Origin of the sequence: Staphylococcus sp. SB1-57, assembly GCF_017086425.1 — a bacterium.
Lineage (GTDB): Bacteria > Bacillota > Bacilli > Staphylococcales > Staphylococcaceae > Staphylococcus > Staphylococcus warneri_A.
The window spans coordinates 1-24,628 of record NZ_CP070964.1; the positions used below are offsets into that span (position 1 = coordinate 1).

Annotated in this window: 19 protein-coding genes, 2 tRNA genes, 1 riboswitch and 1 other annotated feature; of the genes, 20 read left to right on the forward strand and 1 reads right to left on the reverse strand. The window is 34.9% G+C overall.

Annotation, left to right across the window (positions count from 1 at the left end):
• From dnaA to gyrA, 6 genes are all read left to right on the forward strand, one after another.
• Complete coding sequence (dnaA, locus tag JX000_RS00005; RefSeq protein WP_002466368.1) at positions 1 to 1,365, forward strand: chromosomal replication initiator protein DnaA; 1,365 nt, start codon at positions 1 to 3, stop codon at positions 1,363 to 1,365.
• Positions 1,366 to 1,686: 321 nt separating this feature from the next.
• The gene (gene dnaN / locus JX000_RS00010; protein WP_002451549.1) at positions 1,687 to 2,820 is read left to right on the forward strand and encodes a DNA polymerase III subunit beta; all 1,134 of its coding nucleotides are present in this window, start codon (positions 1,687 to 1,689) and stop codon (positions 2,818 to 2,820) included.
• Between the two features lie 330 nt (positions 2,821 to 3,150).
• The gene (gene yaaA / locus JX000_RS00015; RefSeq protein ID WP_015364547.1) at positions 3,151 to 3,396 is read left to right on the forward strand and encodes a S4 domain-containing protein YaaA; all 246 of its coding nucleotides are present in this window, start codon (positions 3,151 to 3,153) and stop codon (positions 3,394 to 3,396) included.
• Positions 3,393 to 4,508 (forward strand): DNA replication/repair protein RecF, encoded by a 1,116-nt coding sequence (gene recF, locus JX000_RS00020; protein WP_049424843.1) that lies wholly within the window; start codon positions 3,393 to 3,395, stop codon positions 4,506 to 4,508. Before yaaA ends, recF begins: the two co-directional genes overlap by 4 nt.
• A 9-nt stretch (positions 4,509 to 4,517) precedes the next feature.
• Complete coding sequence (gyrB, locus tag JX000_RS00025) at positions 4,518 to 6,452, forward strand: DNA topoisomerase (ATP-hydrolyzing) subunit B (protein WP_145506192.1); 1,935 nt, start codon at positions 4,518 to 4,520, stop codon at positions 6,450 to 6,452.
• 36 nt (positions 6,453 to 6,488) lie between these two features.
• Entirely contained in the window at positions 6,489 to 9,167 is a 2,679-nt protein-coding gene (gene gyrA / locus JX000_RS00030; RefSeq protein WP_075777915.1) for a DNA gyrase subunit A, read from the forward strand.
• Between the two features lie 111 nt (positions 9,168 to 9,278).
• Here the strand turns inward: gyrA and JX000_RS00035 are convergent, their stop codons facing one another.
• Positions 9,279 to 10,091 (reverse strand): NAD(P)H-hydrate dehydratase, encoded by an 813-nt coding sequence (locus JX000_RS00035; protein ID WP_047210591.1) that lies wholly within the window; start codon positions 10,089 to 10,091, stop codon positions 9,279 to 9,281.
• 333 nt (positions 10,092 to 10,424) lie between these two features.
• On the opposite strand from JX000_RS00035, the gene hutH reads away from it, so the two are divergent.
• The 14 genes from hutH (at position 10,425) to yycF (ending at position 24,619) form a co-directional block, all read left to right on the forward strand.
• Positions 10,425 to 11,924 carry a histidine ammonia-lyase gene (hutH, locus tag JX000_RS00040; RefSeq protein WP_075777917.1) on the forward strand — a complete coding sequence of 500 codons (1,500 nt, stop codon included), beginning with the start codon at positions 10,425 to 10,427 and terminating at the stop codon, positions 11,922 to 11,924.
• A gap of 83 nt (positions 11,925 to 12,007) precedes the next feature.
• Positions 12,008 to 12,222 (forward strand) — a binding site (T-box leader).
• 83 nt (positions 12,223 to 12,305) lie between these two features.
• Positions 12,306 to 13,592: a serine--tRNA ligase gene (gene serS / locus JX000_RS00045; RefSeq protein WP_107532863.1), complete on the forward strand. Its 1,287-nt coding sequence runs from the start codon at positions 12,306 to 12,308 to the stop codon at positions 13,590 to 13,592.
• A gap of 327 nt (positions 13,593 to 13,919) precedes the next feature.
• Positions 13,920 to 14,120: an AzlC family ABC transporter permease gene (locus JX000_RS12215; RefSeq protein WP_261369362.1), complete on the forward strand. Its 201-nt coding sequence runs from the start codon at positions 13,920 to 13,922 to the stop codon at positions 14,118 to 14,120.
• Complete coding sequence (locus JX000_RS00050) at positions 14,090 to 14,611, forward strand: AzlC family ABC transporter permease (protein WP_261369363.1); 522 nt, start codon at positions 14,090 to 14,092, stop codon at positions 14,609 to 14,611. Before JX000_RS12215 ends, JX000_RS00050 begins: the two co-directional genes overlap by 31 nt.
• Positions 14,608 to 14,937, forward strand: coding sequence for an AzlD domain-containing protein (locus JX000_RS00055; protein ID WP_002451558.1), 330 nt, complete (start codon positions 14,608 to 14,610; stop codon positions 14,935 to 14,937). Before JX000_RS00050 ends, JX000_RS00055 begins: the two co-directional genes overlap by 4 nt.
• 102 nt (positions 14,938 to 15,039) lie before the next feature.
• Positions 15,040 to 15,145, forward strand: a riboswitch (SAM riboswitch).
• Positions 15,146 to 15,211: 66 nt separating this feature from the next.
• Positions 15,212 to 16,177 carry a homoserine O-acetyltransferase MetX gene (gene metX / locus JX000_RS00060; RefSeq protein WP_145506195.1) on the forward strand — a complete coding sequence of 322 codons (966 nt, stop codon included), beginning with the start codon at positions 15,212 to 15,214 and terminating at the stop codon, positions 16,175 to 16,177.
• A gap of 545 nt (positions 16,178 to 16,722) precedes the next feature.
• Complete coding sequence (locus tag JX000_RS00065; RefSeq protein WP_100066980.1) at positions 16,723 to 17,661, forward strand: YybS family protein; 939 nt, start codon at positions 16,723 to 16,725, stop codon at positions 17,659 to 17,661.
• 14 nt (positions 17,662 to 17,675) lie between these two features.
• A complete protein-coding gene (locus tag JX000_RS00070; protein ID WP_002451561.1) occupies positions 17,676 to 19,643 on the forward strand; it encodes a DHH family phosphoesterase in 1,968 nt (655 codons plus the stop codon).
• Positions 19,640 to 20,086 (forward strand): 50S ribosomal protein L9, encoded by a 447-nt coding sequence (gene rplI / locus JX000_RS00075; protein WP_002466410.1) that lies wholly within the window; start codon positions 19,640 to 19,642, stop codon positions 20,084 to 20,086. The genes JX000_RS00070 and rplI overlap by 4 nt, the downstream gene beginning before the upstream one ends.
• A 31-nt stretch (positions 20,087 to 20,117) precedes the next feature.
• The gene (gene dnaB, locus JX000_RS00080) at positions 20,118 to 21,518 is read left to right on the forward strand and encodes a replicative DNA helicase (protein ID WP_002451563.1); all 1,401 of its coding nucleotides are present in this window, start codon (positions 20,118 to 20,120) and stop codon (positions 21,516 to 21,518) included.
• A gap of 285 nt (positions 21,519 to 21,803) precedes the next feature.
• Positions 21,804 to 23,087, forward strand: a complete 1,284-nt coding sequence (locus tag JX000_RS00085) for an adenylosuccinate synthase (RefSeq protein ID WP_002451564.1) — start codon at positions 21,804 to 21,806, stop codon at positions 23,085 to 23,087.
• A gap of 205 nt (positions 23,088 to 23,292) precedes the next feature.
• Positions 23,293 to 23,367, forward strand: a tRNA-Glu gene (locus tag JX000_RS00090).
• An 8-nt stretch (positions 23,368 to 23,375) separates the two neighbouring features.
• Positions 23,376 to 23,448, forward strand: a tRNA-Asp gene (locus JX000_RS00095).
• 469 nt (positions 23,449 to 23,917) lie between these two features.
• Complete coding sequence (gene yycF, locus JX000_RS00100) at positions 23,918 to 24,619, forward strand: response regulator YycF (protein ID WP_002451565.1); 702 nt, start codon at positions 23,918 to 23,920, stop codon at positions 24,617 to 24,619.
• Positions 24,620 to 24,628 lie beyond the last annotated feature (9 nt).

Below are 24,628 nucleotides of genomic sequence, written 5' to 3' on the forward strand. Positions count from 1 at the left end.
ATGTCTGAAAAAGAAATTTGGGAAAAAGTATTAGACCTCGCCAAAGAACGAATTTCAAAAATTAGTTTTGATACTTTCGTAAAAGATACGCAACTCTATTCACTCCAAAATGATAAAGCCATCGTATTAGTCAGTGAATCTTTCAATGCGAATTGGCTCAATCAAAAATATAGTGAGATTATGCAAAGCATCATATATGAAGTGATTGGTTATGAAGTCAAACCTCGTTTTATAACTGAAGAAGAACTGTCAAAATATATGAAGACCGATCAAAAACAACCTGAAGAACCTGCAACTCCAGAAACGCATCAACATCAGAATGTCGATAATCCAGGTGGTATTGAACAATTTAATACACACAATACATTTGACACATTTGTAATCGGACCAGGCAACCGTTTTCCACATGCTGCGAGTTTAGCAGTAGCAGAAGCACCAGCCGAAGCATACAATCCATTATTTATTTATGGTGGAGTTGGATTAGGAAAAACCCATCTAATGCATGCCATTGGACATCATGTTTTGGATAATAATCCTAATGCTAATGTGATTTATACATCTAGTGAAAAGTTTACAAACGAATTTATTAAGTCAATTCGTGATAACCAAGGTGATGCATTTAGAGAGAAATACCGTAATATCGACGTTTTACTAATCGATGATATACAGTTCATTCAAAATAAGGAACAAACACAAGAAGAATTCTTCCATACTTTTAATGAACTGCATAACAATAATAAACAAATTGTTATTTCTAGTGACCGTCCACCAAAAGAGATCTCTAAATTGTCAGATCGACTCCGTTCTCGCTTTGAATGGGGCTTAATCGTGGATATTACACCACCAGATTATGAAACAAGAATGGCTATTTTACAGAAAAAGATTGAAGAAGAGAATTTAGATATACCAATGGAATCATTAAACTACATTGCAAATCAAATTCAATCCAATATTCGTGAACTTGAAGGTGCTTTAACACGTTTACTAGCATATTCACAATTACAAGGTAAACCTATCACGACTGAATTAGCTGCGGAAGCTTTAAAAGATATTATACAAGCACCTAAATCTAAAAAGATTACTATTCAAGATATACAAAAAGTCGTTGGACAATACTACAATGTTCGCATAGAGGACTTTAGTGCCAAAAAGCGTACAAAATCTATTGCCTATCCACGACAAATAGCGATGTATCTTTCACGTGAACTTACAGATTTTTCATTACCTAAAATTGGTGAAGAGTTTGGTGGACGTGATCATACAACCGTCATTCATGCTCACGAAAAAATTGTAAATGATATTAAAGCAGATCCTACTTTTAAACAAGAAGTGGAAAATTTAGAAAAAGAAATCAGAAACCAATAGTTGGGAAATAATTTAAAAAATTAAACTGTTATAGTACAGTTCGAATTGAAGATTAAATTTGATTATAAAAGGGAATAATCACATCGAAAAGCGCATGTCATTTTGTTGTCGTTTTATTATTCTAGAAAAGATAATCAAGTTGTGGATTGTGGACAATGTTGAAAAGGTGTACACAGTATACACACTTTATCCACATGTGCATAACTCTGATATGCCAGACTTATTGTCACTTATCCACTAATTCACAGGCCCTACTACTATTACTATGAATTTAAAACCTATATAATTATATATAAACGACTGGAAGGAGTTTAAATTTTAATGATGGAATTCACTATTAAAAGAGATTATTTTATTAATCAACTAAACGATACATTAAAAGCTATTTCACCTAGAACAACTTTACCAATTCTTACTGGTATTAAAATTGACGCTAAAGAAAATGAAGTCATTTTAACTGGATCAGATTCTGAAATCTCAATTGAAATCTCAATACCAAAACAAATAGATGGTGAAGATATTGTTGATATCTCAGAAACAGGATCAGTTGTACTTCCTGGTCGTTTCTTCGTTGATATTATTAAAAAATTGCCAGGTAAAGATGTTAAATTATCTACTAATGAGCAATTCCAAACACTCATTACATCTGGTCATTCTGAATTCAACTTAAGTGGTTTAGATCCAGATCAATATCCACTATTACCAGAAGTATCAAGAGATGACGCTATTCAATTATCTGTAAAAGTATTAAAAAACATCATTGCACAAACTAATTTTGCAGTGTCCACCTCAGAAACACGCCCAGTATTAACTGGTGTGAATTGGCTTATACAAGATAATGAATTAATATGCACAGCAACTGACTCACACCGCTTGGCTGTAAGAAAGTTAAAATTAGAAGATACATCTGAAAATAAAAATGTCATCATTCCTGGTAAAGCTTTATCTGAATTAAATAAAATTATGAGCGATAGTGATGAAGATATTGATATTTTCTTCGCATCTAACCAAGTATTATTTAGAGTAGGTCATGTTAATTTCATTTCTCGTTTATTAGAAGGTCATTATCCAGATACAACGCGTTTATTCCCTGAGAATTATGAAATCAAATTAGGAATTAACAATGGTGAGTTTTACCATGCGATTGATCGTGCATCATTATTGGCTAGAGAAGGCGGTAATAATGTCATCAAATTAAGCACTGGTAATGAAGTTGTTGAACTATCATCAACATCTCCTGAGATTGGTACTGTAAAAGAAGAAGTAACAGCAACTGATGTAGAAGGCGGCAATCTTAAAATTTCATTCAACTCAAAATATATGATGGATGCATTAAAAGCGATTGATAATGACGAAGTCGAAGTCGAATTCTTTGGTACGATGAAACCGTTCATTTTAAAACCTAAAGACGATGATTCAGTTACTCAATTAATCTTGCCAATCCGTACGTACTAATCATGACTTAAAAAGCGAAAACGAATAATAGCTGAGACAAGATAAAATGTCTCAGCTATTTTTTATTTAAAGTTCATTTTAAAGTGTGTGAACCTTTGTTTAAGCGTAAGAAATTATTTTTAGGAGGAATTCATCGTTTTATAGAAAAATAAGCTAATATGCCCTTTAAAATTAAAATGACGTTAATACAACTCCAAAAACGTAAGTAAAATAGCATTGAAATTTAAAATAGAGAAATTATCACTATAAGTAAACGTTTACATTCTTTGTTTCACATGAAATTTGAGCGCAAAACAGGTATAATATATTAATGACATAAAAAGAAATGGAGTGATGAATTTGATTCAAGAAGTTGTTGTAGAAGGTGACATTACTTTAGGTCAATTTCTGAAAACAGAAGGTATTATTGAATCAGGTGGCCAAGCGAAATGGTTCCTACAAGATTTCGAGGTTTTAATTAATGGTCAACGTGAAGTTAGACGTGGCAAAAAATTAGAACACCATGATCGTATCGATATACCTGAATTGCCTGAAGATACGGGTGCTTTTTTAATCATTCACCAAGGTGAACAATGAAATTAAATACACTCCAATTGGAAAACTATCGTAACTATGAACAGGTTACAATCGATTGTCATCCTGAAGTGAATATTCTCATAGGTGAGAATGCACAAGGAAAGACGAATCTCCTTGAATCAATTTACACTTTAGCTTTGGCAAAAAGCCACAGAACTTCTAATGATAAGGAACTCATACGTTTTGATTCTGAGTATGCTAAAATAGAAGGTGAGCTAAACTATAGACATGGCACAATGCCACTGACGATGTTCATTACTAAAAGAGGTAAGCAAGTGAAGGTCAATCACCTAGAGCAAAGTAGGCTAACACAATATATCGGACATCTAAACGTGGTTCTTTTTGCGCCGGAAGATTTGAATATCGTGAAAGGATCACCTCTAATACGCCGTCGTTTTATAGACATGGAGTTAGGACAAATATCAGCTGTCTATTTGAACGACCTTTCTCAATATCAACGTATTTTAAAACAAAAGAATAACTACCTAAAACAGCTACAAATTGGTAATAAGACTGACACCACTATGCTGGAAGTCTTAAATCAACAATTTGCTGAATATGCGTTAAAGGTGACGTTGCGTCGTGAACATTTTATTAAAGAACTAGAACAATTAGCTCAACCTATTCATGCAGGCATTACGAATGAGCGTGAAGCATTGGCGCTTAAGTATTTACCAAGTTTGAAATTCAGTCATCAGGATCAATCAGAATCAGAAATGTTAGAAGAGATTCTGACATTACTTAATGACAATCTTCAAAGAGAAAAAGACCGTGGTGTGTGTCTCTTTGGACCACATCGTGACGACTTAGGTTTTAACGTTAACGGCATGGATGCGCAAACTTATGGTTCACAAGGTCAACAGAGAACAACCGCATTGTCGATTAAGTTAGCTGAAATTGAACTAATGAATATAGAAGTTGGAGAATATCCAATTTTATTACTAGATGATGTGTTGAGTGAATTAGATGACTCACGTCAAACGCACTTATTGAGTACAATTCAACATAAAGTACAGACATTTGTAACTACGACATCCGTAGACGGTATTGATCATGAAATTATGAATAATGCTAAGTTATACCGTATAAATCAAGGTGAAATTATAAAGTAACAGAAAGTGATGGTGAATACATTGTCAGATGTAAACAACACAGATAATTATGGTGCTGGGCAGATACAAGTATTAGAAGGACTAGAAGCGGTCCGTAAACGACCTGGTATGTATATCGGTTCAACTTCAGAAAGAGGCTTGCACCATTTAGTATGGGAAATTGTGGATAATAGTATTGACGAAGCATTAGCAGGCTATGCTGACGAAATTAACGTAACAATTGAAAAAGATAATTGGATTAAAGTTACTGACAATGGTCGTGGTATCCCAGTAGATATTCAAGAAAAAATGGGACGTCCAGCAGTTGAGGTTATTTTAACTGTACTTCACGCCGGAGGTAAATTCGGTGGCGGCGGATACAAAGTATCAGGTGGTCTACATGGTGTAGGTTCATCTGTTGTTAACGCCCTATCAGAAGATTTAGAAGTATACGTACACCGTAACAATACGATTTATCACCAAGCCTATAAAAAAGGTGTACCTCAATTTGACTTAAAAGAAATTGGTAGCACAGATAAGACGGGTACAGCAATACGTTTTAAAGCAGATAGCAGTATCTTTACCGAAACAACAGTTTACAACTATGAAACATTACAACAACGTATTCGTGAGTTAGCATTCTTGAACAAAGGTATTCAAATCACTTTAACTGATGAGCGAGACGAAGATGATATCAGACAAGATTCTTATCACTATGAGGGTGGGATTAAGTCTTATGTAGAAATGTTGAATGAAAATAAAGAACCTATCCATGGCGAACCTATTTACATTCACCAATCTAAAGATGATATCGAAGTTGAAATTGCGATCCAATATAATAAAGGCTATTCAACGAATTTATTAACATATGCCAACAATATCCACACGTATGAAGGTGGTACGCATGAAGATGGCTTTAAACGTGCGTTAACGCGTGTGTTAAATAGTTATGGTATGAACAGTAAAATAATCAAAGAAGATAAAGATAGACTTTCAGGTGAAGATACACGTGAAGGTTTAACAGCTATTATTTCTATCAAACATGGTGATCCTCAATTCGAAGGTCAAACGAAAACAAAATTAGGAAACTCTGAAGTACGACAAGTTGTAGATAAATTATTCTCTGAACACTTTGAACGTTTCTTATATGAAAACCCTAGCGTTGGTAGAATTATTGTTGAAAAAGGTATTATGGCATCTCGCGCACGTGTAGCTGCAAAGAAAGCACGTGAAGTGACACGTCGTAAATCAGCATTAGAGATTTCAAGTTTACCTGGTAAACTTGCTGACTGCTCTAGTAAAAACCCTGAAGAAAGTGAAATATTCTTAGTCGAAGGGGACTCTGCCGGTGGGTCTACTAAATCAGGCCGTGACTCAAGTACACAGGCAATTTTACCATTGAGAGGTAAGATTCTTAATGTTGAAAAAGCACGTCTAGATCGTATTTTAAATAACAATGAAATTCGTTCTATGATCACAGCATTTGGTACTGGTATTGGCGGAGAATTTGATATTAGTAAAGCACGATATCATAAAATTGTAATTATGACAGATGCCGATGTTGATGGTGCTCATATTAGAACATTATTATTAACATTCTTCTATCGTTTCATGAGACCGCTAATTGAAGCGGGATATGTATATATTGCCCAACCACCGTTATACAAATTAACGCAAGGTAAACAAAAATACTATGTCTTCAACGATAGAGAATTAGATAAATTAAAAGCAGAATTAAATCCAACACCTAAATGGTCTATTGCCCGTTATAAAGGTCTTGGTGAAATGAATGCCGATCAATTATGGGAAACAACGATGAATCCTGAACACCGTTCAATGTTACAAGTAACATTAGAAGATGCAATTGATGCCGACCAAACATTTGAAATGTTAATGGGTGATGTTGTTGAAAACCGTAGACAATTTATTGAAGATAACGCGGTCTATGCCAACCTAGATTTCTAAGCACTATGAACTGAACTTTTGAAGGAGGATCTCTTGATGGCTGAATTACCTCAATCAAGAATTAATGAACGAAATATAACCAATGAAATGCGCGAATCATTCCTAGACTATGCAATGAGTGTTATCGTTTCTCGTGCATTACCAGACGTCAGAGATGGATTGAAACCAGTACATCGTCGTATACTGTATGGATTAAATGAGCAAGGTATGACTCCAGATAAGCCATATAAAAAATCCGCACGTATCGTTGGGGATGTTATGGGTAAATATCACCCACATGGTGACTCATCTATTTACGAGGCTATGGTAAGAATGGCACAAGAATTCAGTTATCGTTATCCACTTGTGGATGGACAAGGTAACTTTGGTTCCATGGATGGTGATGGCGCAGCTGCCATGCGTTATACCGAAGCGCGTATGACTAAAATTACGCTAGAATTACTACGTGATATCAATAAAGATACAATTGATTTTATCGATAACTATGATGGTAATGAAAGAGAGCCGGCAGTCTTACCTGCACGTTTCCCTAACTTATTAGTTAATGGTGCGGCAGGTATCGCCGTAGGTATGGCGACTAACATACCACCTCATAATTTGACAGAGGTGATTGATGGTGTGCTTAGTTTAAGTAAGAATCCAGACATCTCAATCAGTGAATTAATGGAAGATATTCAAGGTCCAGATTTTCCAACTGCTGGTCTTATCTTAGGTAAAAGTGGTATTAGACGTGCTTATGAAACAGGTAGAGGTTCTGTACAAATGCGCTCACGTGCTGAAATAGAAGAACGTGGCGGTGGTCGTCAACGTATTGTTGTTACAGAAATTCCATTCCAAGTTAACAAAGCACGTATGATTGAAAAAATTGCTGAACTTGTACGTGATAAAAAAATTGATGGTATTACTGACTTACGTGATGAAACAAGTTTACGTACGGGTGTAAGAGTTGTTATTGATATTCGTAAGGATGCTAACGCAAGTGTTATCTTAAATAACTTATATAAACAAACACCATTACAAACATCATTTGGTGTAAATATGATTGCCTTAGTCAATGGCAGACCTAAGTTAATTAATCTTAAAGAAGCATTAGTCCATTACTTAGAACACCAAAAAACGGTTGTACGTAGACGTACAGAATACAATTTAAGAAAAGCAAAAGACCGTGCCCACATCTTAGAAGGTTTAAGAATTGCACTTGATCATATTGATGAAATCATTAGTACGATTCGTGAATCTGAAACAGATAAAGTGGCAATGGAAAGCTTACAAGAACGCTTCAAGTTATCTGAAAGACAAGCACAAGCTATCTTAGATATGCGTTTAAGACGTTTAACTGGTTTAGAAAGAGACAAAATTGAATCAGAATATAACGAATTATTAGCTTATATTGATGAATTAGAAGCGATTTTAGCGGATGAAGAAGTATTACTACAATTAGTTCGTGATGAATTAACGGAAATTAAAGAACGTTATGGCGACGAACGTCGTACAGAAATTCAACTTGGCGGATTAGATGATTTAGAAGATGAAGATTTAATCCCAGAAGAACAAATTGTAATTACATTAAGTCATAACAATTATATTAAACGTCTTCCAGTATCTACATATCGTGCACAAAACCGTGGTGGTCGTGGTGTACAAGGTATGAATACATTAGAAGAAGACTTTGTGAGTCAATTAGTTACTTTAAGTACACACGACAACGTTTTATTCTTTACGAATAAAGGTCGCGTATACAAACTTAAAGGTTACGAAGTACCAGAATTATCTCGTCAATCCAAAGGTATCCCAATTGTTAATGCGATTGAACTTGAAAATGATGAAAGTATTAGCACAATGATTGCTGTTAAAGACCTTGAAAGTGAAGACGATTACCTAGTATTTGCAACACGTAAAGGTATCGTTAAACGATCATCATTAAGTAACTTCTCTCGAATTAATAAGAATGGTAAAATTGCGATTAACTTTAAAGAAGATGATGAGTTAATTGCAGTTAGACTAACCGATGGTGAAGAAGATATCCTTATTGGTACTGCACATGCTTCATTGATTAGATTCTCTGAAAAAGCATTACGTCCACTTGGCCGTACAGCAGCAGGTGTGAAAGGTATCACATTACGTGAAGGTGATGAAGTAGTCGGTTTAGACGTCGCACATGCGAATAGTGAAGATGAAGTATTAGTTGTTACTGAAAATGGATACGGTAAACGTACACCAGTTGCTGATTACCGATTATCAAATCGTGGCGGTAAAGGTATTAAGACGGCAACGATTACAGAACGTAATGGTAACATCGTATGTATTACAACTGTTACAGGTGAAGAAGACTTAATGGTTGTAACGAATGCAGGTGTGATTATACGTCTAGATGTACATGACATCTCACAAAATGGTCGTTCTGCACAAGGTGTTCGACTTATGCGTCTAGGTGATGACCAATTTGTTTCAACAGTAGCTAAAGTAAAACAAGAAGATGACGCTGATGAAGCAGAATCAGATATTGAAAGTGATAATGCTCAAGGTGAGTCTAATAGCGAAGAAGTTATTGAAGGTGGCGCACCAGGCAAAGCGATTCAAACTGAAGTTACTGATGAAGAACAAGGTTCAGAAGACAATCAAGATGGCGATGAACGAATCGATGTAAGACAAGACTTTATGGATCGCGTAAATGAAGATATCGAAAATGATTCAGACAATAATGAAGATGAATAAACAATAATATAAAGTAAAAAATAAGACTCCCCTATCACCAGGGGAGTCTTATTTTTATCTAATAAAAAGGGATATGGCGACTGTTAAATGTGACCATATTCCCTATATAAGCTATTCTTCTAATTGTTTCATTGCGAATGGAATTTCATTGATTAAACGTGATGGAGGTACGACATACATCGTTTCAGAAAGCTTTTCTCCGATATAACTATGTGTATATGTGGCGCTCATTACCGCTTCTTTAATACTATCAAATTGACCTACGAAGCTAGTAATCATACCTGCTAAAGTATCACCCATACCACCAGTTGCCATAGCTGGGCTACCGATAGATAGTTTATAATCTTCGTTTCTAAAGTAAATCTCTGTACCATGTTTTTTAAGAACAACTGTCGCGCCAATACGATCTACCGCTTCACGATTACGCTCATATGTTTGTTCTTCAATAGGGATACCACTTAAACGTTCCCACTCTTTTTGATGTGGCGTAAAAATTACTCGACATGAAGGCAGTTGAGGTTTAAGTTTACTAAAAATCGTAATAGCATCACCGTCTACTATTAAATTCTGATGAGGTTGGATGTTCTGCAATAAGAAAGTAATGGCATTATTTCCTTTAAAGTCTACACCAAGTCCAGGTCCAATTAAGATACTGTCTGTCATTTCAATCATTTTAGTAAGCATCTTTGTATCGTTAATATCGATAACCATTGCTTCCGGGCATCGAGAATGTAATGCAGCATGATTAGTTGGGTGTGTTGCTACAGTAATTAAACCACTACCACTAAATACACATGCACGTGCTGCTAACATGATTGCACCACCTAAATTAGCAGATCCACCAATTAATAGGATTTTACCGTAATCACCTTTATGAGACTCTTCTTTTCTTTTAGGGATATTAATAGTATCTAAAGTTTCCATCTACCTAAACCTCCTTTTACCGGATTATCTATTTCTATTATACTGACCGGTCTATGTTCAATGATTCATTTTATATTGAATATAAGTCACAACGATGCGTGTGCTTTTAAATACAATTATGAATACTATACCTGTAATACACTTTCGTCAATAGAAATTTAAGAAATGTAACGATATAGAAACCTAATATAACAGTGACAATATTTTAGTGTATTAAATAATTAAATTGTTAATGTATTATAAAAATTGTAAAAAGTATTGTTTATATAAAAATGAAAACGTATACTTTTTGATAATGGAAGTTTTAATTCTACATAAAGGGGAGCTGTTTCTATGACTTTATTTTTAAATGGAGATGCTTTAACGATTGAGGATATTAAACAATTATTACACCAAGATTTAAAAATTGAAATCACTGAGGAAGCATTAGAAAGAGTTAAAAAAAGTAGAAGTGTAGTAGAAAGAATTATTAATGATAAAGAAACCATTTATGGGATCACTACAGGGTTTGGTTTATTTAGTGATGTGCGTATTGATTCGACTCAATATAATGACTTACAAGTTAATTTAATACGTTCACACGCTTGTGGGATGGGCGAACCATTTTCTGAAGAAGTATCACTCGTGATGATGATTTTACGTCTTAATACATTATTAAAAGGAAATTCAGGTGTAACGTTAGAATTGGTCGATCAGCTCAAATATTTCATTAATGAGCGTATTATACCTGTGATTCCTCAACAAGGCTCACTCGGTGCATCAGGGGATTTAGCACCATTATCTCATTTAGCTTTAGCACTTATTGGTGAAGGGCTTGTTTACTTTAAAAACGAAGAAGTTGATAGTCGTTATGTCTTAAATGAATTAGGAAGAGCACCATTACATTTACAAGCTAAAGAAGGATTAGCATTAATTAACGGCACACAGGCTATGACTGCTCAAGGGGTCATTAACTATATTGAAGCGGAAGACCTAGGTTACCAAGCAGAGTGGATTGCGGCGCTCACGCATCAAGCGTTAAATGGTATTGTTGATGCATATGATCATAGAGTGCATGCAGTTAGAAACAGTCAAGAACAAGTAGATGTCGCAGCACGTATGCGTGATTGGTTAGAAGATTCAAAGTTAACAACAAGACAAGCTGAGATTCGTGTTCAAGATGCTTACTCTTTACGTTGTATTCCACAAATCCACGGTGCTAGTTATCAAGTGTTTAACTACGTAAAAGAGAAGTTAGAGTTTGAAATGAATGCTTCAAATGATAATCCACTTATCTTTGATGAAGATGGTGAAACAACAGTTATATCTGGTGGTAACTTCCATGGACAACCCATCGCCTTTGCGCTTGATCATTTGAAATTAGGTGTCAGTGAATTAGCGAATGTTTCAGAACGACGTGTGGAACGACTCGTGAATCCACAATTGAATAACGGTCTACCTGCATTCTTAAGTCCAGAACCTGGTTTACAAAGTGGCGCGATGATTATGCAATATGCAGCAGCGAGTCTAGTATCTGAGAATAAAACACTTGCACATCCAGCGAGTGTAGATTCTATACCATCTTCAGCTAACCAAGAAGATCATGTATCTATGGGTACAATTGCTTCAAGACATGGTTATCAAATGATTGAAAATGCACGACGAGTTATTGCGATTGAATGTATTATTGCGTTACAAGCAGTTGAGTTAAAAGGGGTTAATCAACTATCACCTAAAACACGAGACAAATATGACGAATTTAGAAACATTGTGCCATCTATCAAACAAGATAGACAATTCCATAAGGATATAGAAGCCGTAGCACAGTACTTAAAGGATAGTGCGTATCATTAAGACATTCATAAAATGAAAATGATTGAATTTTAAAATAACTTGAAAATTACAAAAAACTTTGCTATATTGTGAGTAAGTTAATAAAACATTGTTCGTAGGCCAAGTAGTATTATTGATGGATTTCAGAGAGCTTGTGGTTAGTGAGAACAAGTAATCCACTTTAATGTGAATCTACCTACATTTAGTGAGCAATCGGCGAATAACCGTTATTTTAGTTAAGTGCAAATGAAGTAACATTTTATTAAGTGTTTGCTTTGTTTGTTAAATAGGGTGGCAACGCGTAGACCACGTCCCTTGTCGGGGCGTGGTCTTTTTGTATGCTTTTATATACATAGTTGGCATGCTAAATATATATTTTTTATGGGAAAGGATGAAGGTTTCATGTTAGATATTAAACTTTTTAGAACAGAGCCAGACAAAGTTAAGAGCAAAATTGAATTAAGAGGAGACGACCCTAAAGTAGTCGATGAGGTATTAGAATTAGATGAAAAGCGTCGTACATTAATAAGCAAGACAGAAGAGATGAAAGCGAAACGTAATAAAGTAAGTGAAGAAATCGCTCAGAAAAAACGTAATAAAGAAAATGCTGATGATGTTATTGCTGAAATGCGTCAATTAGGTGATGACATTAAAGAATATGATACACAATTAAATGAAATTGATAATAAAATGACAGACATTCTATGTCGTATTCCAAACCTTATCAATGACGATGTGCCACAAGGTGCTTCAGATGAAGAAAATATCGAAGTTAAAAAGTGGGGTACACCACGTGAATTTGATTTCGAAGCGAAAGCACACTGGGATATCGTAGAAGATCTTAAAATGGCTGACTTCGATCGTGCCGCTAAAATTTCTGGTGCACGTTTCGTTTATCTAACAAGAGACGGTGCACAATTAGAACGTGCATTAATGAACTACATGATTACGAAACATACAACACAACATGGTTACACTGAAATGATGGTACCTCAATTAGTTAACGCTGATACAATGTATGGTACTGGTCAATTACCTAAATTCGAAGAAGATTTATTTAAAGTGGAAAAAGAAGGATTATATACAATTCCAACTGCTGAAGTACCTTTAACAAACTTCTATCGTGGTGAAATCATCCAACCAGGTGTCTTACCTGAAAAATTCACTGGACAATCTGCATGTTTCCGTAGTGAAGCGGGTTCAGCTGGTAGAGATACAAGAGGTTTAATTCGTTTACACCAATTCGACAAAGTTGAAATGGTACGCTTTGAAAAACCTGAAGATTCTTGGGATGCTTTAGAAGAAATGACTACAAACGCTGAAGCGATCTTAGAAGAATTAGGATTACCATATCGTCGTGTTATCTTATGTACTGGAGACATTGGTTTCAGTGCTAGTAAAACATACGACTTAGAAGTATGGTTACCAAGCTATAACGACTACAAAGAAATCAGTTCATGTTCAAACTGTACTGACTTCCAAGCACGACGTGCCAATATCCGTTTCAAACGTGATAATGCAGCTAAACCTGAATTAGCGCATACGTTAAACGGTAGTGGTTTAGCTGTAGGTCGTACATTCGCAGCAATCGTTGAGAACTACCAAAATGAAGATGGTACAGTAACAATCCCTGAAGCCTTAGTACCATTCATGGGTGGTAAAACTCATATTCAAAAGCCAACTAAATAATTTAGATTGTTAGCGAATAAATAGCTATACAATGCGCGGTAATGAAGAGCCATCATTGCCGCGTATTTTTTATGCGAATAATCAAAAGTAAGAGGGTAGGGGAGGGTCATTAAGTAAAATTTAGATGCAAAAATAGAGGGGACGTCTAATTGTTTACGGAAAATTCTGTCATATTATAAACGCTTTAGTTGAGACGTTTTTAAACAGAGGGTTGTCTTACGTCACACATACCGACGTCTAAAGTGATTGCCGTTTTCATCATTGTATATTAGACTTGAGTTTATTATTTAAACGTAAATGCATTTGGTACTAGAAAGGGGAGGCAAGATGACCCATCTCACATTTAGACAAGGTGTTAAAGAATGTATTCCAACATTATTAGGATATGCAGGTGTTGGTATTTCATTCGGTATTGTTGCTGCATCTCAAAAGTTTAGTTTATTAGAAATTATATTACTTTGTTTAATTATTTATGCTGGTGCGGCGCAATTTATTATATGTGCGTTAGTCATAGCTGGAACACCATAACAGCGATAGTGTTGACAACGTTTATTGTTAATTCACGTATGTTTTTATTAAGTATGACGTTAGCACCTAATTTTAAGTCTTATAGTTTATGGAATCGAATTGGACTTGGTTCTTTAGTGACCGATGAAACATTTGGTGTAGCCATCACACCTTATTTAAAAGGTGAGCCAATTAACGATCGTTGGTTGCATGGTTTAAACATTACAGCATATTTGTTTTGGACCTTTTCTTGTGTAGTTGATGTTATATTCGGCAAATATATTTCGAATCCAGAGATGTTAGGATTAGATTTTGCGATTACGGCTATGTTTGTATTTTTAGGTATTGCTCAATTTGAATCTGTTAAAAAGTCTAAGATCAACATCTATCTTGTGCTTATTCTATGTGTCATTGTGATGATGTTAACGTTAAGCTTTGTTATGCCTTCATATGTAGCGATTATTATATCTGCGGTTGTCGCTTCTACATTAGGGGTGGTGATGGACAGATGATGACAGATCAACATATGTTAATCATTATTATTCTATGTGGTATTGTTACGATTTTAGTTAGAGTGATTCCATTTATGATGATTTCACGAGTGAATTTACCTGACGTTTTGATTCGATGGTTATCCTTTATTCCAATTACACTTTTTACAGCGCTCGTCTTGGACGGTTTGATTCAACAACATGAGGGTAGTGTAGGCTATACACTCAATGTGCCATTCATTATTGCATTAATACCAACTATATTATTAGCCATCTATACGAGAAGTCTAACCTGGACGATTTTAGGTGGTATTGCATTTATCGCTCTGTTGAGATTCTTTCTATAGAAATCAAGGTCTACATATTGAATTTCGTGATGGAGTTAGTTAAAATTCAAGTAGTTAGAAAATTTAGATAATTAATGTATTTATTCAAAACTTAATCATAAAATCTTATTCAGAGAAGTTGAGGGACTTGGCCCATAGACGCTTCAGCAACCGGCTACAAAGAATACGAGTACGGTGCTAAAACCAACGAGCACTCGAATGATAAGTACTGAACCGCTTCTTACTTTTCATAGAGTAAGAAGCTTTTTTTATTTAAAGGAGGATGGATTCATATATGTCGAATTATACAGTTGATACATTAGAATTAGGCCAATTCACGACAGAGTCTGGAGAAACGATACAAAACTTAAAATTAAAATATGAACATGTAGGTTATCCTGGACAACCATTAGCATTAGTTTGCCATGCACTAACTGGCAATCATCTTACATATGGTACAGATGAACATCCAGGTTGGTGGCGTGAAATTATTGATGGCGGATATATGCCTATTAATGATTATCAATTTTTAACATTCAACGTGATAGGGAGTCCATTTGGTTCAAGTTCAAAGCATAATGATCCACATTTTCCAGATCATTTAACATTAAGAGATATCGTACGTGCACTTGAGAAGGGGATAGAAGCACTAGGATTTAATAAAATAGATATTTTAATCGGTGGTAGTCTAGGAGGTATGCAAGCACTAGAATTACTTTATAACCGACGATTCCAAGTGGATAAAGCGGTCATACTTGCTGCTACAGATAAAACATCATCGTACAGTTGTGCCTTTAATGAGATTGCTAGACAAGCGATTCATATCGGAGGTAAAGAAGGTTTAAGTATTGCCCGACAATTAGGATTTTTAACTTATCGTTCTTCTAAAAGTTATGAGCAACGCTTCACGCCTGAAGAGGTAGTTAGTTATCAACAATATCAAGGTAATAAGTTCAAAGAATCATTTGATTTATCATGTTATTTAACACTGCTGGACGTCTTAGATAGTCATAATATTGATAGAGGTAGAGATGATGTTGATGAGGTATTTAACTCATTAGACACAAAGGTATTAACGATGGGATTCATAGATGATTTGTTGTATCCAGATGATCAAGTATTAGCGACAGGGCAACGTTTTAAATATCATCGACACTTTTTTGTACCAGATAATGTGGGGCACGATGGTTTCTTACTTAATTTTGAAGATTGGGCACCTAATTTATATCACTTTTTAAATGCGAAACATATTCGACGATAATGACTAAAACCATGTTCTAACGTTAATTTTATAAGGTTGAATATCGATTTTAAAAGTATAGTATATAAAGAGAATACAAATCGAGAAATTAAATAGGTGACTATGAGATGAAACAATTGATAATTATATTAAATGCATTGAATTATATAGTTATAGCATCATTAATAATATTCAACTTCAATAATCTATCTGAAAAGGGATTAGATATATGTAGATATTTCCTATTTATTAGTTGTGTTTTACTTATATTTTCATTAATTATGTATTTATTAACTAAGAAAGAATTTGTTTTAAAAAGTAGTTTTATTAATCTAATTAATTTAATTGCCATATTTCCAATTCTACTTTTAATAATGATTTGATTTTCATATTACTATGCTTGCTTTTAAAAGGTTTATCGTAATGAATTTTAATTAAAAATTTGTAAAAACTATAGATTATTTCTCTCTAAAGTACTGCTGGAATTGACCGACATAAATACCAGTAGTACTTTATTGTTTATTTTTTTCAAAGAGGTTAAAATGGTAATTATAGTCAAAAAAAGTATGGGAGTGGCGTGTGTGTTTTCAAAAATACAACCTAAAGCAACTATTATAGGTACATTAGCATTAGTGATAGTCGCTTTAGTAACACATGTATTACCTATTCTCGGCTTAATTTTATGTTTATTTGCAACAATCCCAGGTGTCGTATTATGGAACAAATCTATTCAGTCATTTGGAATTAGTGCCTTAGTAACAGTTATAATTACAACATTATTAGGTAATACATTCGTCTTAAGTATAATGGTTTTAGTGATTTTAACGAGTTTAATCATTGGACAATTACTTAAGGAAAGAGCAACAAAAGAAAGAATTTTATATGTAACAACGGTATCTCTAAGTTTAATGACATTGATAGGATTCATGTTATTACAAGTATTTGATAAAATCCCAAGAGCAGCCGCATTAGTTAACCCTGTTAAAGAAACCGTTCATAACATGTTATTAACAAGTGGAGCAGATGCTGATTACAGACAGATGCTTGAAGAAAGTATCCGCCAAATGACGGTCCAACTCCCTAGTTATCTCATTATTATCGTTTTTCTTTTCGTTTTAATTAATCTGATCATAACATTTCCAATCCTGCGCAAATTCAAAGTAGCTACGCCAATATTCAAACCACTATTCGCTTGGCAAATGAATCGTACACTATTAACAATCTATATTATTGATTTACTTTGTGTAATGTTTGCAACCCAACCAAGTACGTTCCAGAGTATCGTATTAAACTTTGAAGTTGTGTTATCATTAGTGATGTACATTCAAGGGATGAGCGTGATACATTTCTTCGGAAAAGCGAAGCGACTACCGAATGTAGTAACTATCATATTAATGGTTATAGGGACATTATTAACACCAATGACTCATATTGTAGGGTTATTAGGTGTCATCGATTTATGTATCAATTTAAAACAACTAATGAACAATAATAATAAAAAGTGATGAGAGGTGGAAGAATGAACCGTCAATCCACTAAAAAAGCTTTGCTCATACCATTTATTATAATGGTACTGACTGCTATAGCATTAGTCATCGTTTGGTTTATATTTAACCAAATCGTGGCAGGCATAGCTGCAGGAATATTACTAGTAATGATTATTGCTAGTGGATTCTTGCTAAGACAAGCTTTTATGAAAATGGACAGTTATGTGGATGGTTTAAGTGGTCATATTACAACAAGTAGTAATAAGGCGATTAAACACTTACCGATCGGGATGATTGTGTTAGATGAGAACGACCATATTGAATGGGTTAACCAATTTATGTCTGAACATTTAACAACTAATGTTATTTCAGAATCGGTAAACGAAATATTTCCAAATATCTTAAAGCAATTGGAGAAAGTTCAAGAAGTAGAGATTGAACATGAAAATTATCATTATAGAGTACGTTATTCAAGCAATGAACATTGCTTATACTTCTTCGATATTACAGATGAAGTGCAAACGAACCAATTATATGAAGATTCAAAACCCATTATTGCAACATTATTCTTAGATAACTACGATGAAATTACGCAAAACATGAATGACACACAACGTTCTGAAATTAACTCAATGGTTACACGTGTGATTAGTCGTTGGGCATCAGAATATAATATTTATTTCAAACGTTATAATTCAGACCAATTCGTAGCCTATTTAAATCAAAAGATCTTAGCGGAAATCGAAGACTCAAATTTCAATATTTTAAGTCAGTTACGTGAGAAAAGTGTTGGTTACCGAGCACAATTGACATTAAGTATTGGTGTCGGTGAAGGTACTGAAAATCTTATCGACTTAGGTGAATTATCACAATCAGGTCTAGACTTAGCACTAGGTCGTGGTGGTGACCAAGTCGCTATTAAAAACATGAACGGCAACGTACGTTTCTACGGTGGTAAGACTGACCCTATGGAAAAACGTACACGTGTAAGAGCACGTGTTATCTCACACGCATTAAAAGATATCTTAACTGAAGGCGATAAAGTCATCGTAATGGGACATAAACGACCTGACTTAGATGCCATTGGTGCAGCCATCGGTGTGTCTAGATTCGCTTTAATGAATAATCTAGAAGCATATGTTGTGTTGAATGAATCTGATATCGATCCAACATTACGTCGTGTCATGGATGAAATTGATAAGAAACCAGAACTTAAAGAACGATTTATTACATCTGACGATGCATGGGATATGATGACATCTAAAACAACGGTTGTTGTCGTTGATACGCATAAACCAGAAATGGTATTAGATGAAAATGTCTTAAACAAAGCAAATCGTAAAGTGGTAATTGACCATCATAGACGTGGTGAAAGCTTTATCTCAAATCCACTACTGGTTTATATGGAACCTTATGCAAGTTCAACAGCCGAACTTGTCACAGAGTTGCTAGAATATCAACCAACTGAACAGCGTTTAACACGTCTTGAATCTACTGTTATGTATGCAGGTATTATTGTTGATACAAGAAACTTCACATTACGTACGGGTTCAAGAACGTTCGATGCCGCAAGTTATTTACGAGCACATGGTGCCGATACTATTCTTACACAACACTTCTTAAAGGATGATGTGGATACGTATATTAACCGTTCTGAATTAATTAGAACAGTCGAAGTACAAGATAACGGTGTTGCGATTGCACATGGCTCAGATGATAAAATTTATCATCCTGTTACAGTTGCACAAGCAGCAGATGAGTTGTTAAGTTTAGAAGGTATAGAAGCTTCATATGTCGTTGCCAAACGTGAAGATAACCTAGTCGGTATCTCAGCCCGTTCATTAGGATCAGTTAATGTACAATTAACAATGGAAGCCCTAGGTGGCGGTGGTCACTTGACGAATGCAGCGACACAATTAAAAGGTGTCTCAGTGGAAGACGCCATTGTACAATTACAACAAGCAATAACAGAACAAATGAGTAGGAGTGAAGACGCATGAAAGTAATTTTCACACAAGATGTTAAAGGTAAAGGTAAAAAAGGCGAAGTTAAAGATGTGCCAGTAGGTTATGCAAATAACTTCTTATTAAAAAATAATTATGCTGTAGAAGCAACACCTGGTAACTTAAAACAATTAGAACAACAAAATAAACGTGCTGAAGCAGACAGACAACAAGAAATTGATGATGCTAAAGCATTAAAAGAAAAATTAGCTAACATCGAAGTTGAAGTATCTGCTAAAACAGGTGAAGGCGGTAAATTATTTGGTTCAGTAAGTACGAAACAAATTGCCCAAGCCCTTAAAGATCAACATGACATTAAATTAGATAAACGTAAAATGGATTTACCACAAGGTATCCACACATTAGGTTATACAAACGTACCTGTTAAATTAGATAAAGAAGTTGAAGGTACTATTCGTGTGCATACAGTAGAACAATAAAGATGGATTGAAAATAGAGGTGTAATCAATAATGGATAGTATGTACGAGCAAAATCAAATGCCACATAGCAATGAAGCCGAACAATCTGTCTTAGGTGCCATTATTATTGATCCGGAATTAATTAATACAACTCAGGAAGTGTTACTTCCTGAGTCATTTTATAGAGGCGCCCATCAACATATTTTCCGTGCGATGATGCACTTAAATGAAGATAATAAAGAAATTGATGTAGTGACGTTAATGGATCAATTAACGACTGAAGGAAGCTTGAGTGAAGCGGGGGGCCCGCAATATCTTGCAGAATTATCTACCAATGTCCCTACAACAAGAAACGTTCAATATTATACTGATATCGTATTTAAGCATGCGCTTAAACGTAAGTTGATTCAGACTGCAGATAGTATCGCCAATGACGGATACAATGATGAGTTAGAATTAGATACGATCTTGAGTGATGCAGAACGACGTATATTAGAGCTATCATCAACACGTGAGAGCGATGGTTTTAAAGATATTCGAGACGTGTTAGGACAAGTTTATGAAACTGCAGAGGAACTCGATCAAAATAGTGGTCAAACACCGGGTATTCCAACAGGTTATAGAGATTTAGACCAAATGACAGCAGGTTTTAACCGAAACGACTTAATCATTTTAGCTGCACGACCATCTGTTGGTAAGACTGCCTTCGCACTTAATATTGCCCAAAAGGTAGCAACACATGAAGATTTATATACAGTAGGTATCTTCTCTCTTGAGATGGGTGCAGACCAATTAGCAACACGTATGATATGTAGTTCAGGTAACGTTGACTCAAACCGATTAAGAACCGGTACAATGACCGAAGAGGATTGGAACCGATTCACGATTGCAGTTGGTAAACTATCTCGAACAAAAATATTTATTGATGATACGCCAGGTATACGAATCAATGATTTACGTTCTAAATGTCGTCGACTTAAACAAGAGCATGGTTTAGATATGATTGTGATTGACTATCTACAATTAATTCAAGGTAGTGGTTCACGTTTCTCAGATAACCGTCAACAAGAAGTATCTGAAATTTCACGTACGCTTAAAGCTATTGCACGTGAGCTAGAATGTCCTGTCATCGCACTGAGTCAGTTATCTCGTGGTGTTGAACAACGACAAGATAAACGTCCGATGATGAGTGACATCCGTGAATCAGGATCTATCGAGCAAGATGCTGATATTGTTGCCTTCTTATATCGTGATGATTATTATAATCGTGGCGAAGATGAGGATGACGATGATGATTCAAGCTTTGAGCCACAAACTAATGATGATAATGGTGAAATTGAAATTATCATCGCTAAGCAACGTAACGGCCCGACAGGTACTGTGAAATTACACTTCATGAAACAATACAACAAATTTACTGATATAGATTATGCCCATGCAGAAATGTCATAAAATATTTTAAATATAAAAACCGTACAATAAATAACTTTACAGTTTTATTGTACGGTTTTTGTTTTGTATAAAGGTATTTAAAAATCACTAAGTATGTGTCTTGAATTTTTGAATAAATATGTTAAATACCGTCATGATAGCTTTTATGTACTTTTTAACTTTCATTATAAAGAAAAATAGATGAATTTGATTGTACGAAATCAATGTTCGATTTTTATTTGCATTATAGTATCTATATTGGTAAAATACTTCATGGTTAAATGAGAAAAATTTGGAGGTGCTCTTATGTCATCAATCGTAGTAGTTGGGACACAATGGGGAGACGAAGGTAAAGGTAAAATTACAGATTTCTTAGCAGAACAAGCAGACGTGATTGCACGTTTTTCAGGTGGTAATAATGCAGGACATACCATCCAATTTGGTGGAGAAACATATAAATTACATTTAGTACCATCAGGTATCTTCTATAAAGACAAATTAGCAGTTATTGGTAATGGTGTGGTAGTTGATCCAGTTGCATTACTTAAAGAATTAGACGGTTTAAATGAACGTGGTATTTCAACAGATAACTTACGTATTTCTAACCGTGCTCAAGTGATTTTACCTTATCATATTGCACAAGACGAGTATGAAGAGCGTCTTCGCGGTGATAATAAAATCGGTACAACTAAAAAAGGTATCGGCCCAGCATACGTAGATAAAGCACAACGAATTGGTATCCGTATGGGAGACTTAGTCGAAAAAGAAACATTCGAAAGACTATTAAAACAAAATATTGAACATAAAAATGCATATTTCAAAGGTATGTTTAATGAAACATGTCCAAGCTTCGATGATATATTTGAAGAATATTATGCTGCAGGTCAACGTTTAAGAGAATTTGTTACAGATACACCTAAAATCTTAGACGACGCAATTGTTGCAGATGAAAAAGTACTATTCGAAGGTGCCCAAGGTGTGATGTTAGACATCGATCACGGTACATATCCATTCGTCACTTCAAGTAACCCAGTAGCAGGTAACGTTACAGTAGGTACTGGTGTAGGTCCAACATACGTATCTAAAGTCATTGGTGTATGTAAAGCTTATACATCTCGTGTTGGTGATGGTCCATTCCCTACAGAATTATTTGATGAAGATGGTCATCACATTAGAGAAGTTGGTCGTGAATACGGCACAACAACTGGTCGTCCTCGTCGTGTAGGTTGGTTCGACTCAGTAGTATTACGTCATTCACGCCGTGTAAGTGGTATTACAGACTTATCAATCAACTCAATTGATGTGTTAACAGGTTTAGATACAGTTAAAATCTGTACAGCGTATGAATTAGATGGTAAAGAAATTACTGAATACCCAGCTAACTTAGATCAATTACAACGTTGTAAACCAATCTTCGAAGAATTACCAGGTTGGACGGAAGATATTACAGGTTGCCGCACTTTAGAAGAACTTCCTGAAAATGCACGCAAATATTTAGAACGTATTTCTGAATTATGTGGCGTACGCATTTCAATCTTCTCAGTAGGTCCAGATCGTGAACAAACAAACTTATTAGAAAAATTATGGTAATTAATACCGATAGCCGTTAAATGATGTAACAATCATTTAACGGTTTTTTTATGGGAAAAATGCTTGAATATACTACAAAATAACGCATCAATGGTGCTTTATGATTACTGTCTCAGTCCTAATTACAAATAATGTTAAAATTATGTAAAAAATATCTTGTCATTCAAATATTGGCTGTGCTATAATCTATCTTGTGCTTAAGAACGGCTCCTTGGTCAAGCGGTTAAGACACCGCCCTTTCACGGCGGTAACACGGGTTCGAGTCCCGTAGGAGTCACCAATTTTTTAGGTCTCGTAGTGTAGCGGTTAACACGCCTGCCTGTCACGCAGGAGATCGCGGGTTCGATTCCCGTCGAGACCGTATTGCCTACCCAAGAGGGTAGGCATTTTTTATGCCTTTTTATTATCAACGAAAGTAATGCTACTTTATTTAATGATTATTCCTCATTTTACAAGTCGATGACATTTGGCAATCGAAACTTAACATTTCCCTAATTATCGTTAGAAGCAAATGAAAAACATTGAATTAATCGGTTTTATACTAAATTTTAATATTACAAAATTATGAATTTAATATCTTTTGAATTCTCAGCTTACTGAAAGCATTCAACTTATTTTGTGATATAGAATTTTGGTGGTAAACTTATATATAATATTATTCTATAATTTTTTATACAAAAATAGAATTAACCGTTCATAAATGGTAAATTAGATAGTAGTAACTGTGTTAAAAAAGCACATGCGTTTGAGCCTCGTGAAAGGTCTCAATCGATACGAATTAAGATAAGTCGAACGGTAGAATTATACTTTGAGAAATGAGGTTTATATATATGGCTAGAAAAGTTGTGGTAGTCGACGATGAAAAACCAATTGCTGATATTTTAGAATTTAATCTTAAAAAAGAAGGATACGATGTATTTTGTGCGTACGATGGTAACGACGCTGTAGATTTAATTTATGAGGAAGAACCAGACATCGTATTATTAGACATTATGTTACCTGGTAGAGACGGCATGGAAGTCTGTCGTGAAGTACGTAAAAAATTCGAAATGCCTATCATCATGTTAACTGCGAAAGATTCTGAAATTGATAAAGTTTTAGGATTAGAATTAGGTGCAGATGACTATGTGACGAAACCATTTAGTACACGCGAATTAATTGCACGTGTAAAAGCAAACTTACGTCGTCATTATTCTCAACCAGCGCAAGAAGTTAATGACGCAACAAATGAAATTTCTATTAAAGATATCGTCATTTATCCAGATGCATATTCAATTAAAAAACGTGGTGATGACATTGAGTTAACACACCGTGAATTTGAATTATTCCATTATCTTTCTAAACATATGGGCCAAGTAATGACACGTGAACATTTACTACAAACTGTGTGGGGCTATGATTATTTTGGAGATGTACGTACTGTAGACGTAACGATTCGCCGTTTGCGTGAAAAAATCGAAGACGATCCATCACACCCAGAATATATCGTGACACGTAGAGGCGTTGGATACTTTCTCCAACAACATGATTAGAGGTTTAGT

Bases quoted from the DNA above. Each gene is read 5' to 3' on its own strand.
- dnaA (WP_002466368.1), top strand. From the start codon at position 1: ATGTCTGAAAAAGAAATTTGGGAAAAAGTATTAGACCTCGCCAAAGAA.
- dnaN (WP_002451549.1), top strand. From the start codon at position 1,687: ATGATGGAATTCACTATTAAAAGAGATTATTTTATTAATCAACTAAAC.
- recF (WP_049424843.1), top strand. From the start codon at position 3,393: ATGAAATTAAATACACTCCAATTGGAAAACTATCGTAACTATGAACAG.
- gyrB (WP_145506192.1), top strand. From the start codon at position 4,518: ATGGTGAATACATTGTCAGATGTAAACAACACAGATAATTATGGTGCT.
- gyrA (WP_075777915.1), top strand. From the start codon at position 6,489: ATGGCTGAATTACCTCAATCAAGAATTAATGAACGAAATATAACCAAT.
- JX000_RS00035 (WP_047210591.1), bottom strand. From the start codon at position 10,091: ATGGAAACTTTAGATACTATTAATATCCCTAAAAGAAAAGAAGAGTCT.
- hutH (WP_075777917.1), top strand. From the start codon at position 10,425: ATGACTTTATTTTTAAATGGAGATGCTTTAACGATTGAGGATATTAAA.
- serS (WP_107532863.1), top strand. From the start codon at position 12,306: ATGTTAGATATTAAACTTTTTAGAACAGAGCCAGACAAAGTTAAGAGC.
- JX000_RS12215 (WP_261369362.1), top strand. From the start codon at position 13,920: ATGACCCATCTCACATTTAGACAAGGTGTTAAAGAATGTATTCCAACA.
- JX000_RS00050 (WP_261369363.1), top strand. From the start codon at position 14,090: ATGTGCGTTAGTCATAGCTGGAACACCATAACAGCGATAGTGTTGACA.
- JX000_RS00055 (WP_002451558.1), top strand. From the start codon at position 14,608: ATGATGACAGATCAACATATGTTAATCATTATTATTCTATGTGGTATT.
- metX (WP_145506195.1), top strand. From the start codon at position 15,212: ATGTCGAATTATACAGTTGATACATTAGAATTAGGCCAATTCACGACA.
- JX000_RS00065 (WP_100066980.1), top strand. From the start codon at position 16,723: ATGGGAGTGGCGTGTGTGTTTTCAAAAATACAACCTAAAGCAACTATT.
- JX000_RS00070 (WP_002451561.1), top strand. From the start codon at position 17,676: ATGAACCGTCAATCCACTAAAAAAGCTTTGCTCATACCATTTATTATA.
- rplI (WP_002466410.1), top strand. From the start codon at position 19,640: ATGAAAGTAATTTTCACACAAGATGTTAAAGGTAAAGGTAAAAAAGGC.
- dnaB (WP_002451563.1), top strand. From the start codon at position 20,118: ATGGATAGTATGTACGAGCAAAATCAAATGCCACATAGCAATGAAGCC.
- JX000_RS00085 (WP_002451564.1), top strand. From the start codon at position 21,804: ATGTCATCAATCGTAGTAGTTGGGACACAATGGGGAGACGAAGGTAAA.
- yycF (WP_002451565.1), top strand. From the start codon at position 23,918: ATGGCTAGAAAAGTTGTGGTAGTCGACGATGAAAAACCAATTGCTGAT.